The organism is Faecalibacterium sp. An77, from assembly GCF_002161315.1.
Lineage (GTDB): Bacteria > Bacillota > Clostridia > Oscillospirales > Ruminococcaceae > Faecalibacterium.
This window is the reverse complement of the sequence record NZ_NFHK01000065.1, coordinates 1-12,056: the sequence shown is the minus strand read 5'-3', so window position 1 is coordinate 12,056 and position 12,056 is coordinate 1. Positions and strand designations below refer to the sequence as shown.

Annotated in this window: 13 protein-coding genes and 2 pseudogenes; 13 read left to right on the top strand and 2 right to left on the bottom strand. The window is 54.0% G+C overall.

Going from position 1 to position 12,056, the window contains the following annotated elements; translation table 11 throughout:
- From B5G28_RS13310 to B5G28_RS13300, 3 genes and pseudogenes are all read left to right on the top strand, one after another.
- A pseudogene (locus tag B5G28_RS13310) lies at nt 1-186 on the top strand (type IV secretory system conjugative DNA transfer family protein); the annotation flags it as partial.
- A gap of 91 nt (nt 187-277) precedes the next feature.
- Entirely contained in the window at nt 278-2,158 is a 1,881-nt protein-coding gene (locus B5G28_RS13305; protein ID WP_087249577.1) for a recombinase family protein, read from the top strand.
- A 26-nt stretch (nt 2,159-2,184) separates the two neighbouring features.
- Nucleotides 2,185-2,538: a TnpV protein gene (locus B5G28_RS13300; RefSeq protein ID WP_087249575.1), complete on the top strand. Its 354-nt coding sequence runs from the start codon at nt 2,185-2,187 to the stop codon at nt 2,536-2,538.
- Nucleotides 2,539-2,594: 56 nt separating this feature from the next.
- Here the strand turns inward: B5G28_RS13300 and B5G28_RS13295 are convergent, their stop codons facing one another.
- A complete protein-coding gene (locus B5G28_RS13295) occupies nt 2,595-2,930 on the bottom strand; it encodes a helix-turn-helix domain-containing protein (RefSeq protein ID WP_087249573.1) in 336 nt (111 codons plus the stop codon).
- A gap of 145 nt (nt 2,931-3,075) precedes the next feature.
- Between B5G28_RS13295 and B5G28_RS13290 the strand changes: the two genes are divergently transcribed.
- The 10 genes and pseudogenes from B5G28_RS13290 to mobQ all read left to right on the top strand — a co-directional run bounded on the left by B5G28_RS13290 (nt 3,076) and on the right by mobQ (nt 11,151).
- Nucleotides 3,076-5,049 carry an FAD-dependent oxidoreductase gene (locus B5G28_RS13290; protein WP_087249571.1) on the top strand — a complete coding sequence of 658 codons (1,974 nt, stop codon included), beginning with the start codon at nt 3,076-3,078 and terminating at the stop codon, nt 5,047-5,049.
- A gap of 63 nt (nt 5,050-5,112) precedes the next feature.
- The gene (locus tag B5G28_RS13285; RefSeq protein ID WP_087249569.1) at nt 5,113-5,499 is read left to right on the top strand and encodes a nuclear transport factor 2 family protein; all 387 of its coding nucleotides are present in this window, start codon (nt 5,113-5,115) and stop codon (nt 5,497-5,499) included.
- A 55-nt stretch (nt 5,500-5,554) separates the two neighbouring features.
- Nucleotides 5,555-6,100 carry a flavodoxin family protein gene (locus B5G28_RS13280; protein ID WP_087249567.1) on the top strand — a complete coding sequence of 182 codons (546 nt, stop codon included), beginning with the start codon at nt 5,555-5,557 and terminating at the stop codon, nt 6,098-6,100.
- A gap of 18 nt (nt 6,101-6,118) precedes the next feature.
- Nucleotides 6,119-6,670 carry a flavodoxin family protein gene (locus B5G28_RS13275; protein ID WP_087249565.1) on the top strand — a complete coding sequence of 184 codons (552 nt, stop codon included), beginning with the start codon at nt 6,119-6,121 and terminating at the stop codon, nt 6,668-6,670.
- A gap of 636 nt (nt 6,671-7,306) precedes the next feature.
- A pseudogene (locus tag B5G28_RS13265) lies at nt 7,307-7,719 on the top strand (sigma factor-like helix-turn-helix DNA-binding protein).
- 103 nt (nt 7,720-7,822) lie between these two features.
- Nucleotides 7,823-8,275 carry an RNA polymerase subunit sigma-24 gene (locus tag B5G28_RS13260; protein WP_087249563.1) on the top strand — a complete coding sequence of 151 codons (453 nt, stop codon included), beginning with the start codon at nt 7,823-7,825 and terminating at the stop codon, nt 8,273-8,275.
- A gap of 10 nt (nt 8,276-8,285) precedes the next feature.
- The gene (locus tag B5G28_RS13255; protein ID WP_087249561.1) at nt 8,286-8,747 is read left to right on the top strand and encodes a sigma factor-like helix-turn-helix DNA-binding protein; all 462 of its coding nucleotides are present in this window, start codon (nt 8,286-8,288) and stop codon (nt 8,745-8,747) included.
- Nucleotides 8,744-9,283, top strand: coding sequence for a sigma-70 family RNA polymerase sigma factor (locus B5G28_RS13250; protein ID WP_087249559.1), 540 nt, complete (start codon nt 8,744-8,746; stop codon nt 9,281-9,283). The genes B5G28_RS13255 and B5G28_RS13250 overlap by 4 nt, the downstream gene beginning before the upstream one ends.
- Nucleotides 9,223-9,519, top strand: a complete 297-nt coding sequence (locus B5G28_RS13245; protein WP_087249557.1) for a DUF3847 domain-containing protein — start codon at nt 9,223-9,225, stop codon at nt 9,517-9,519. Before B5G28_RS13250 ends, B5G28_RS13245 begins: the two co-directional genes overlap by 61 nt.
- 108 nt (nt 9,520-9,627) lie before the next feature.
- Nucleotides 9,628-11,151 (top strand): MobQ family relaxase, encoded by a 1,524-nt coding sequence (mobQ, locus tag B5G28_RS13240; RefSeq protein ID WP_242967628.1) that lies wholly within the window; start codon nt 9,628-9,630, stop codon nt 11,149-11,151.
- Nucleotides 11,152-11,250: 99 nt separating this feature from the next.
- Here the strand turns inward: mobQ and B5G28_RS13235 are convergent.
- The coding region (locus B5G28_RS13235; RefSeq protein ID WP_144265558.1) for a transposase at nt 11,251-12,056 on the bottom strand (806 nt) is incomplete at its 5' end.

The window sequence follows — 12,056 nt, the reverse complement described above, 5'->3', positions numbered from 1 at the left end:
CACTATGAGGCCCCGGAAGAAGAACAAAACTTCGCCACGCTGCTGGAATTTTTGAATGTGATGGAGGTCCGGGAGGATGACGAGGAGTATCAGAACCCGGTGGATATCATGTTTGAAAAATTGGGAGAGCGGCAGCCGAACCACTTTGCGGTACGGCAATACCGTCTTTACAAGCTGGCTGCCGGAGATGTATGCTCTAAGTGACTTCTTAATCATGGTTTTTGTCATGGTTAGTGAAGCAGTCACTTAGAGCATTTTCATTTCAGGAGGTACAGCCATGAGAAACGAGAAAATCACCCCTCTGTATGAGCGTTTGAGCCGCGATGATGAGTTACAGGGCGAGAGTAATTCTATCTCCAATCAGAAAAAGATGTTGGAGGACTTTGCCCGCCGGAATGGGCTGCCGAACCCCACTCACTTCACCGATGACGGCGTATCGGGAACCCGTTTTGACCGCCCTGGCTTTCTGGCGATGATGGAGGAAGTCGAGGCCGGACGGGTGGAGGCCATTGTTATCAAAGACATGAGCCGCCTGGGGCATGACTATCTAAAAGTCGGCCAGGTTATGGAGATTTTGCGGCAGCGAGGCGTCCGGCTGATCGCTATCAATGACGGTGTGGACAGTCTGAAAGGCGACGATGATTTTACCCCTTTCCGCAACATTATGAATGAGTTTTACGCCCGCGACACCAGCCGGAAAATCCGCTCCGTGTTCAAGTCCAAGGGCATGAGCGGCAAGCACCTGACCGGCACCGTTATTTACGGCTACTTGTGGGACGAGAAGCGGGAACACTGGCTTGTGGACGAAGAAGCCGCCGAAGTGGTACGCCGTATCTTTTCCCTGACGATGGAGGGCTATGGCCCCTATCAAATCTCCAAGCTGCTGTCCGAGGCAAAGGTTGAAATCCCCGCTGTCCATCTGGCACGCTTTCACGAAGGTGTAAACAGGTCAAAGCCGGTCAAAGACCCCTACGGCTGGGGATCGTCCACTATTGTGAACATCCTGAAAAAGCGGGAATACCTGGGTCACACCATCAATTTCAAGACCCGCAAGCACTTCAAGGACAAGAAAAGCCACTATGTTGACGAAAGCGAATGGACGATTTTCGAGAATACCCATGAGGCCATCATCGACCAGGAAACCTTTGACAATGTGCAGCGTATCCGGGCAAATGTCCGACGCTACCCGGACGGCTGGGGCGAAGCCCATCCCCTGACCGGCCTGATGTACTGTGCCGACTGCGGCGGCAAGATGTATGTCCATCGCATCAATAACGGCAAGCGTGACCCACAGTTTACTTGCAGCCAGTACACCAAAGTCCCATGCGGGACGCTCTGTGGCACACAGCACCGCATCCGGGCCGAGGCCGTCCTGACCCTGATAACCGATATGCTCCGGGCCATCGCGGAGTATTCTAAAAATGACCGGGCCGAGTTTATCCGCACCGTCCAGGAAACGCAGGCCGCCCAGCAGACCGCCGACATCTCCAAGAAGCGGAAACGGCTGGCCGCCGCCCAAAAGCGGGCCGGGGAACTGGAAAAGCTGATTTGCAAAATCTATGAGGACAATGCCCTGGGCAAGCTGCCGGACGCCCGGTATGAGGCCCTGGACGCACAGTATGCCAAAGAGCAGGACGCTCTCAATGCGGAAATCACGGAACTGGAAAAGGCCGTTACCGGCTATGAGCAGAGCCGGAAATCTGCGGAGAAGTTTATAGCCCTGATTGACAAGTATGAGAATTTCGACACGCTGACAAATACCATGCTCAACGAGTTTGTAGAGAAAATTCTTGTCCATGAACGCGCCCGGAAAGGCAGCCAGGACACCACGCAGGAGGTTGAAATCTACTTCAATTTTGTGGGCCGGTATATCCCGCCCGCCTTGCAGCCGGTTCCCCTGACCCCGGAGGAACAGGAAGAACTGCGGAAGAAAGAGGAACGCAAGGGCAGGCTTCACCAGAACTACTTGCGCCGCAAGGCCAACGGCAAGCAGAAGGAATGGGAAGAACGCTATAACGCCAAGCGCAAGGCCCAGGTGGAGGCGGCAAAGGCCGCGATCCGGGCCGAGGACATGGCAAAAGGCATTTTTATCCCTGTCAGCCAGTTGCCCAGGCAGGAGCCGTGCAAGTCCACCATATCGGCCAGCGCCGCAGTTTAACCAGCACAGTGCAAAGGAGGACGAACATGAACGAATTGACTTACACCCGCTGCGGAGATTACTACATCCCCAATCTGAAACTTTCCGAGCAGCCGGAGGCCCCCATCGGCAAGTATGGCCGTATGCGGCAACGCTACCTGAAGGAACACCGGCCCGGCCTTTACAGCAGCTTGATTTTGAGCGAAAAGCTGTACCCGCACCTGTTGGAGATTGACCGGGAGGCGCGTGAACGGATGGACGCCATGCTGCCCTGGATGATGGAGGCGGCGGGCGTCACCGAAGAACTGAAAGCCCGTGACCCTATGCGCTGGGTGGGGCTGATGAACACGCTGAAAACGCAGGTGGAGGAAACTATATTTGAGGAAATAATCTATCAATAGGACTATCGAAAAGGCGGATTGAAATCAAGAAGTGACCTCAATCCGCCTTTTCATTTTTACGGCAACCTGTTCTTATCTCCCCAGTCACACATTCCGTCCAGAATGGGAATGAGTGACTTTCCTCTCTCCGTCAAACTGTATTCTACTTTTGGCGGAATTTGCGGGTATTCTTCCCGATGAACAAGCTGGTCGGCCTCCAACTCTTTCAAGGTGGAACTAAGCGTCTTATAAGAAATTTCACCGATGTATTTTTTTATTTCATTGAATCGGACAACACCGAATTCCATCAGGGTATAAAGGATAGTCATTTTATATTTTCCGTTAATCAGCGACAATGTATAGCTGAATCCTGTGGAGCTAAGGCACTCATTGGAAATACATCTCTCGCTCATTTTACGCTCTCCTTAAGGTAAGTATTAAACTTTGTTGTAAGTATCGCACTTCAATGTGCGTACTTGTTTTTCTTTTAATTCTCGCTACAATTTTAATATAAGCACCGGGAAAAGTCAATCCCGTAAGAAAAGGAGGAAAAATCCTATGCAGAGTTATGAATACTTAGGCAAGCCGCTGCAAATCGGCAGCTTGACAATCAAAAACAGGTTTTGCATGGCTCCCATCGGCGGAGGGCAACATCACCTTCCCGGAGGTGGGCTGAAGGACGAAACCATACAGTATCTGGTGGAACGTGCGAAGGGTGGCTTTGGTCTGATTTTCACCGGGGCGTTGGCAGCGGACTGTACGGTTGACCCTTATACAGGTATTGGGCCTGCAATTCTTCAAAATCCGGACGCTTTCAAAATGACTGCAACGGAACTGAATGAACGGGCGAACGCCTATGGAACAAAAATTTTCGCACAGATTACGATGGGCCTGGGGCGTAATTATCCGAACCTTCCCGCCCCGTCCTCTGTTCATGTATTTCGCCATCCGGGAGAAGTTTCGCCGGAGCTGACCCATGACCAGATCAAGTCAAAGATTGAGTCGGTTATTAAGGCAGCGAAAATTGCAAAGGATTCCGGTTTCGCCGGTGTGGAAGTCCACTCCATTCACTGGGGCTATCTTCTGGATCAGTTTGCTTTGTCCATGATGAACCACCGTACTGATGAATATGGCGGCAGTTTGGAGAACCGTCTGCGCGCCGCAAAAGAAATCTTAGAAGGAATCAAGCAGGAGTGCGGCAGCAATTATCCTGTGAGTATGCGGCTGGGTCTGAAAACCTTTGTAAAAGACTTTGAAAAAGCAACGCTTACCGGCGAAGACGAAGCCGGAAGGACACTGGAGGAAGGCATCCAGATTGCGAAGCTGCTGGAATCTTACGGATATGACTGCCTGAGTGTGGACACCGGCACTTACGATTCCTTCTACTATGCCTGCCCGCCCATGTATATGCCGAAAGGCTATCTTGTGGAAATGGCAGCAAAGGCAAAAGAAGCCGTGAACATTCCTATTCTTGCAGGTGGCAGGATGAACGACCCGGATATTGCCGAAGCAGCGATTCGGGATGGAAAAATCGACGCTGTGGTAATGGGGCGGGCAGCATTGGCTGACCCGGAATATCCGAACAAGGTACTGACTGGACACACGGAACGTATCCGTCCTTGTATCGCTTGCAATCAGGGCTGTATTACCCGACTTCAGCAGGGAAAACAGCCTACCTGTGCAGTGAATCCAACCGCTATGCGTGAAATCCGCTTTGCTATGCGTCCCGCAATACAACCGAAGAAGGTAGTCGTTGTAGGTGGTGGCGTAGCCGGTATGGAAACGGCGCGAGTTGCCGCCATGCGGGGACATAAGGTTTCTCTGTATGAAAAAAATGATAAGCTGGGGGGCAATCTGATTCCCGGTGGTTCTCACAGCTTCAAAAAAGAGGTACGGGAATTGAACGCCTGGTATCAGGATGAATTGAGTCTGCTGCCGGTAGAAGTCCATACAGGGGAAACAGTGACCGCCAAGGAGCTGAAAGGCATGGGCGCTGATGTGATTGTGCTGGCGACTGGCTCTGTCCCGATTATGCCGAAGGTTCCGGGTATCGACGACGCAAAGGTGATCGGCTGTATGGACGCATTTGCTCACCCGGAAAAGGTTGGAGAAAAGGTAATCGTGATTGGCGGAGGTCTGGTAGGCTGCGAGATGGCTCTGGATTACGCCCAGGAAGGCAAGAAGGTCACGGTTGTCGAGGCTCTGCCAAAGATTCTTTCCGCAGGAATTCCGTCCCCCATTCCCAACGGACAGATGATTCCTGATCTGTTTGAATACCACCATGTGAATGTCATGGAAGGACATAAGCTTGCTGCCGTTGAAAACGGAAAGGCGGTTCTGGAATGTGCCGGACAGAAGAAAGAACTGGACGCAGATTCCATTGTCATCGCCGTAGGCTTCCGTCCCGCACCGTCTATGGCGCAGGAGCTTGCAGGCTGCGGCGCTGTTGTCTATGAGATTGGCGATGGTCAGCAGGTCAGCACGATTCTCCACGCCGTATGGGACGGCTATGAGGTCGGCAACAACATTTAATCAAGGTATAAGGCAAAACGCTTTATATAAAATCATCATGCAATTTTTAAGGAGGAAATCACCATGAGATCTGAAATCAAAGAATACCAGGCCGTAGAAGAAGCGGCAATGAAGTTTGTCAAGAGCGTGGCCGAGGGCAACAGCAAGTATGCGAAGGAGCTGTTCACTGATGAGGCGGTTCTGTTCGGCTATCTGGACGGCGAGCTGGAGCATGGCTCTATTGAGCAGTTTTACCACAACGTAGACACCGTACCCGGCGGCGACAATTTCAAGGCCCGTGTGGATGTGCTGCTGGTAGAGGAATCTCTGGCTGTGGTGCGCGTTCTGGAGGAAGGCTGGGGCAACCGTATCGACTTTACCGATGTGCTGCTTCTGCTGAAGATGAACGGCGAATGGAAGTGCGTAGCAAAAGCCTATAACCAGAACTCCAACACGATTCAGAAAAAGTAAGGATACCCGGCGGCCAGTCAGCCCGGCTGGCCGCCGGTTCATAGGAGGAATTGATATGAGCAAGAAAATCGTCGTGATTACCGGCAGCCCACGTAAAAACGGGAACAGCTTTGCCATGACGGACGCTTTCATCCAGGCCGCCGAGGCAAAAGGCCACAGTGTTACCCGGTTCGATGCTGCCGCTATGAATGTGAGCGGCTGTCATGCCTGCGAAACCTGCTACAAAACCGGGAAAGCCTGTTCCTTTGACGATGATTTCAACACCATCGCTCCGGCCATTTTGGAAGCAGATGTTGTTGTGTTTACTATGCCAGTGTACTGGTATTCCATCCCGGCTCAGATTAAGGCTATTATTGATAAGCTGTATTCGTTCTGCGTGGCGGGCAAGGAAATTGCCGGAAAAGGATGTGCGCTGATAGCCTGCTGCGAGGAAGATGATATGTCCGTTCTGGACGGTGTGCGGATTCCCGTGGAGCGTTCCGCAGCACTGATGAAATGGCACATGCTGGGTGAGGTATTGGTTCCCGGCGTATTGAATGCGGGCGACATTGCGAAAACAAACGGTTGCCAGCAGGCGGCTGCCCTTGCGGATAAAATGTAATTCAGGAGGGAGACTGCGATGAGTAAGAAAATTGTCATTCTGAACGGAAGTCCCCGCCGGAACGGGAACACATCCACCCTTGTCAAAGCGTTTACGGAAGGAGCGGAAAGCGTCGGAAACACCGTGACAGAGTTCTTCCTTGACGGCATGGATATTCACGGATGTAAGGGCTGTTTTGGCGGTCACAGCAGCCGGGAATGTCCATGCGTCCAGAAGGATGACATGAACAAGATTTATCCGGCGGTGAAGGAATGCGATGTGATCGTCATGGCGACGCCGCTTTATTTCTGGAACATGAGCGGCCAGATCAGGACCGCCATTGACCGCCTCTTTGCCCTTGAAGAAGGAGATGGAAATTTGCTCCGGGGCCATGACCGGGCTTGCGCCCTGCTGATGGCGGCGGAGGGACACGGTTTTGAGGATGTGACGCTCTATTTTGACCATCTGATGGAACATCTGCGCTGGAAAAACCTCGGCCATGTTCTTGCCGGTGGGAACGGTGATGTAGGTGACATCAAGGGCAAGCCAGAAATTCGGGCTGCTTATGACCTGGGAAAATCTATTCAGTAATTTTTAATAAGGAAATCAGAAAAGAGTTGGGCGACCATTACCTGTATAGCTTCGATGTAGAGCAGGTTTATGGCAACGAATCGGAAGAAGCGTTGTTTGCATGGAACGGCTACTCCCAGCTTTGTCCGGCAAAATAAAAAAAGGCAAATCCGATCATAAATCATATACACAAGCGATCCTGCCCCGCAAGACGGGGAAAGAAAAAACGTTGCAGGGCAGGCAGCTTCGTGTGCCCAAAATGGATTTTTAGGGTACTGCGGCGGTTTTGAGTAACATCAAGGCCGCCGTTCCTTATGCCCTCGACAAAGGAGTGACGCCTACACGCTGACACGGCGGCTTTAGGAGGGAGCCGCCATGAAGCACACTGACCGCCGACAAATTCAGACGATATTTGCACTACCGTCAAAAAAAGCCCAGCCACCGAACAGGCCCCGTCTGGCAGCCGGTGCGAAAATTGTCACAATGTAACTGAATACCGTATTTTTTGCGCTCGAATAGCTTCATGCTGTCCGGGCGTTTTTTCATACCTGTGGGGCCGGAACATCGGGTCAACATGGCCCGAACTTTGCCCCCGGTGCCGCTCCCCGCCGCTCCATTCAGATTTTCCCGCAAAAAATCTGAACGGAGGAAAGGCAGATGGAAGTCACCATCAACTACAATGGACAAGCTGTGGCCGTGGAGGTCACGCTGGAAGTCTATGAATTTCTTGACCGGGCCGACCACAAGACCGAGAACCTGTCCCATGAACAGCGGCGGCATTGGGATGGCCGGGAGTTTGACGAATACATAATTGCTACCGAGGGCGTGGGTATCTACGGCGAAACGCCGGAGGAATACCTGTGCCGCATGGAAACGCTGGGCGAGCTGATGGCCGTCCTGGACACCTGCACCGAGGCCCAGCGCCGCCGGTTCCTGCTCTATGCCCTGGACGGGCTGACCCTTGCGGAGATCGGGACGGTGTGCGGCTGCTCCAAAGTGGCCGTGTATCAGAGTGTGGAGGCAGTCAGAAAAAATTTATAAAATTCTTTGAAAACAGGCTTAACGAATGACCCCTTTTCGGGCTACCAAGTGAAAGGGATTGTTTCCCTTATCCCAGCGGGAGGCGGACAGCGGATAAGTTGCCCGCCTCTCCCATTTTCAGGAGGTGAGCCTATGAAAACCATCAATCTGCGGTGGATTTATCCCCACTACCGGCATGACGAGTTTGTGGAGGTCAGCGATGAAGTTTGGGAGGTCATGCGGCAAGCCCAGCGCGAGATGAACAACTATGAGCGCCGGAAGGTCTACCGCCGCGCCTACTACTCCCTGGACGCATATAGCTGGACGGAGAACTACGCGCTGGAACACGGCAGATCGCCGGAGGAAATCCTTTTGGAGCGTGAGGAACGGGCCGTCCGCCTGCGGCTGATTGCCGCCTTGCCGGAGGCCCTGGCCCATGCCACCCCCACCCAGGCCCGCCGCGTCCGGTCCTACTACATCGCTGGTATCAACCAGCCCAAAATTGCCCGGATGGAGGGCGTACACAGCAGCAAGGTCAGCGTTGCCATCCGGCGGGGCCTGCGGAATATGCGCCGCTGCTATGACGGCCTTTTCCCATCAGAGTGAGGGCGGGCCTATGCAGACGATCAACCTCAAGCAATATTACCCGTTCTGCACTGAGGACACCCTTGTGGAGGTGTCGGATGAAATCGCCGAGGCGTTCCTGCTGGATAAACGGGCTGAGGCCGCCAGGGAGCGCAAGATGTACCGCTACAAGGCGTTTTACTCCCTTGACTGTGACGATGGGATTGAAAAGGCCGCCATCGGCTGGGCGCAGCCATCGCCGGAGGATTGCCTGATGGAAAAGGAGGCACAGGCCGAATATGCCGAACTGCTCCGGCGGCTCTATGAGGCTCTTGCCACCCTCACGCCAGCGCAGGCCCGCCGCGTCCATGCCCGGTATATGTTGGGGATGAAAGTGAAGGACATTGCCGCGATGGAAGGTATTACCCCATCCCAGGCGGGGAAGTCCATTCATGCGGCGCTTCGGCGGCTGCGCCGGTACTTCATACGCCGGAAATGGACAGGCGGCCTATGAAAACCATCAACCTTAAAAAATACTACTACCCGATTTGTAAGAAAGACACCTTTGTGGAAGTGCCGGACGAGGTGGCAGACGCCATTGTGGAGGCAAGCCGCGCAGAGGATGCGAATGACGCCAAACAGCACTATCACTGTTACTCCCTGGACGCATCCCCAGGCATGGAAAACCATTTCCCGGAGCAGGCCGTTTCCCCGGAGGATATTCTGATGGAGAAGGAAACGGAACGGGAACAGGAGGCCACCCGCGCCCTGATGATGGAACGGCTCCGGGAGGCCCTTGCCACCCTGACGCCCCGGCAGGCGAGCTGCCTGCACGCCCGGTTTTGGGAGGGAAAGCCGTTCAAAGAAATTGCCGAGGCCGAAGGTTTTACCACATCGGCGGCCATTGTCACGGTACGCAACGCCATCATCAAGTTGCAGAAATATTATATCAAGCGCGGCTGGATGAAGCCGCCAAAGGAGAAAGCGATATGCACAAAGACCACACCGCCCAAGCGAAACCGAAAAAAGACGAGCGCGAAGAAGTCCTGAAGGAGATCCGGCAGCTTGAGAACCGCCAGAAGATTTTGGAGAACAAGCAGCGTAACGAGGAACGCAAGGCCCGCACCCGCCGCCTGATTGAGCGCGGGGCCATTTTGGAGGGCATTTTCCCTCTGGCCCCCGACCTTCCCGGCGTAGAGGTCAAGGCGTTCCTGATTGCCCTGTCCCATCTTCCGGGGGCGGCAGAACTGGCCGCAAAACTGCCGAAATCCGGGGACAAGCCGTAAGTCCCTTGTTTACAAGGGCGCACTTATACACCGTTGCCGGTGTCGTGCGCCCTGCCGGGGACTGTTGCGCTCTCCGAGCGCGATGGGGCGCTACACTCCCCAAACCCCTTGTGCGCCGCAGGTCACGGAACATCCGCAAGCGGCTGTTCCGTCCCCTGCGGCCTGAATACCCCTCACCGAAAGGAGGCGATCCCCATAGATTTTTGTCATATCCCTGCCAGTATCATCAAGCGCAGCGAGGGCCGTTCCGCTGTTGCCGCAGCCGCCTACCGCAGCGGAACCAAGCTGACGAATGAATGGGACGGCCTGACCCACGATTACACCCGGAAAGGCGGCGTTGTCCATGCGGAAATCATGCTGCCCGCCCACGCCCCGCGGTCATTTGCAGACCGCTCCACCCTCTGGAACAGTGTGGAGCAGATCGAGAAAGCCAGGGACAGCCAGCTTGCCCGCGAGATTGAGGCGGCCCTGCCCCGCGAACTGTCCAGGGAACAGCAGATTGCCCTTGTCCGGGCCTATGTGAAGGATAACTTTGTGGACAAGGGGATGTGCGCCGATTTTGCCATCCATGACAAGGGAACCGGCAACCCCCATGTTCATATCATGCTGACCGTCCGGCCCCTGAAAGAAAATGGCGCATGGGGCGCAAAGTGCCGCAAAGCATACGACCTGGACGAAAACGGCCAGCGTATCCCGGACAGGAAAGGCGGCTGGAAGAACCACCGGGAGGACACCACCGACTGGAACGACAAAGGGAATGTGGAGATTTGGCGGGCGGCATGGGCGGCCTATACCAACCGGGCATTGGAGGCCGCCGGTCAGCCTGCCCTGGTAGACCACCGCAGCTACAAGCGACAGGGAATTGATAAAATCCCCTCTGTCCACCTGGGGCCAGCGGCCAGCCAGATGGAGAAGCGCGGTATCCGCACCGACAAGGGAGAAGTCAACCGGCAGATCGCCGCCGACAACAAGCTGCTGAAAGAAATCAAGGCCCGCATTACCCGCCTCTACAACTGGTCGAAGGCCGAGGCCGAGAAGCCGGAGGGCCAGCAGCCCAGCATGGTTGACTTGTGGGAGACCCAGCAGCAGCTCAGGCGGCCAGACACCCGCACCGGCAAAATCCGAGCTTTGCAGGAGAGCGCCGCCCTGTTCAATTTCCTGAACGCCAACGGCATCCAATCCATGCAGCAGCTCCATGAAAAAATTTCCGATATGAACACCCGTTACTATGACCTGCGGCGAGGGATCGTCAAGGCCGAGCGCCGGATCGCTGTCCTCACTGAGCGCGGGGAGATGTGGGCGCAGTACAACGAGTACAAGGCTGTCCATAAGCAGCTTGCCAGGGTAAAGCCGGAGAAGCGGGAACTGTTCGAGCAGCGCCACAGCCGGGAACTGATCCTCTATGACGCGGCGGCCCGGTATCTGAAGGAACTGAAAGCCAGCGGCGAGGAACTTTCCCCGAAGGAATGGCAGCGCGAGATCGACCTGCTGACCGCCCAGAAGCAGGTGGACAGCATCGACATGAAGGCCATGCGGGAGGAACTGAAAGCTGTGGAACGGCTCCGCAAGGCCGCCGACCAACTGGCCCGGCAGGAACGGGACAATCCCCGCGACCGGGAGCCGGAGCGGTAAAGGGTACAGCGTTTTGCCGATCCCTCACGGGGGTGTCATGTTTCGGAGCTGTTGACAAAAGGGCTCCAAAAGATCATCAGCCCCTTCAGAAGAAGGTTTTCACGCAAAAGAAAAAGGCCGGATTGCGGCCTTCACCAGTCGTATTAAGTTCATAGCGCATGCAGACAAGAGGCATTGCTCGGTTACTCGTTCAATGCCTCGTTTGTATGTCCACCTTAAATTGTGCTCTGATTTCTGGTGGGAGAAATTGCCTTCGCACCAGATCTTCCGCAGTCTCAGTGCAGCAAAGTATTCTGGTGTGTTCAGATTTTTCATCTGCTCCTGCCTGGCTTCTTCATGCATCAGGCGCTCAATGAGGCGGCTATTTTTGGAATTACCCATGCACTGTTGTCGGCATGGACAGCTGCTGCAGTCTTTCTTTGCAGCCAGATATCTCTTCTTTTGGCTTTTCTTGCTATAACAAGAATATTCCAATATTTTTCCTTGTGGACAGACATAGAAATCTTTTTCTGAATTGTAGTTGAACGCCTCCGGTTCAAAGCCAGTTGTGTGAGAAGAAGCATTGTTGGGCTTTCTCTTTTTGGGAATATATGTTCGAATCCCGCGCTTTAACATGGCATCATACACTTCGCTGTTGTCATAACCAGCATCCGCGCAGATGGCTTCTGTTTTAAAGCCAAACTTATCAATCTGTGTTTCCAGTCGACTGGTATGAGGTGTGCAGTCATTGACATTCCCGGGCGTAACGAAAACATCTGTAATAATACCACATTCAGCATCACTGGTCTGGTGGTTCAGATAACAGAAAGCGTTGGGTTTTCCTGGACGATTCATAAGTCCTGATTCCGGATCAGTGGTACTCTTAATAATAGTTTTGGTCTTTTCTGGATATGTGACAGCTTCAT

Bases quoted from the DNA above. Each gene is read 5' to 3' on its own strand.
- B5G28_RS13245 (WP_087249557.1), top strand. From the start codon at position 9,223: ATGCACAAAGACCACACCGCCCAAGCGAAACCGAAAAAAGACGAGCGC.
- B5G28_RS13260 (WP_087249563.1), top strand. From the start codon at position 7,823: ATGAAAACCATCAATCTGCGGTGGATTTATCCCCACTACCGGCATGAC.
- B5G28_RS13295 (WP_087249573.1), bottom strand. From the start codon at position 2,930: ATGAGCGAGAGATGTATTTCCAATGAGTGCCTTAGCTCCACAGGATTC.
- B5G28_RS13305 (WP_087249577.1), top strand. From the start codon at position 278: ATGAGAAACGAGAAAATCACCCCTCTGTATGAGCGTTTGAGCCGCGAT.
- B5G28_RS13255 (WP_087249561.1), top strand. From the start codon at position 8,286: ATGCAGACGATCAACCTCAAGCAATATTACCCGTTCTGCACTGAGGAC.
- B5G28_RS13285 (WP_087249569.1), top strand. From the start codon at position 5,113: ATGAGATCTGAAATCAAAGAATACCAGGCCGTAGAAGAAGCGGCAATG.
- B5G28_RS13290 (WP_087249571.1), top strand. From the start codon at position 3,076: ATGCAGAGTTATGAATACTTAGGCAAGCCGCTGCAAATCGGCAGCTTG.
- B5G28_RS13275 (WP_087249565.1), top strand. From the start codon at position 6,119: ATGAGTAAGAAAATTGTCATTCTGAACGGAAGTCCCCGCCGGAACGGG.
- B5G28_RS13280 (WP_087249567.1), top strand. From the start codon at position 5,555: ATGAGCAAGAAAATCGTCGTGATTACCGGCAGCCCACGTAAAAACGGG.
- B5G28_RS13250 (WP_087249559.1), top strand. From the start codon at position 8,744: ATGAAAACCATCAACCTTAAAAAATACTACTACCCGATTTGTAAGAAA.
- B5G28_RS13300 (WP_087249575.1), top strand. From the start codon at position 2,185: ATGAACGAATTGACTTACACCCGCTGCGGAGATTACTACATCCCCAAT.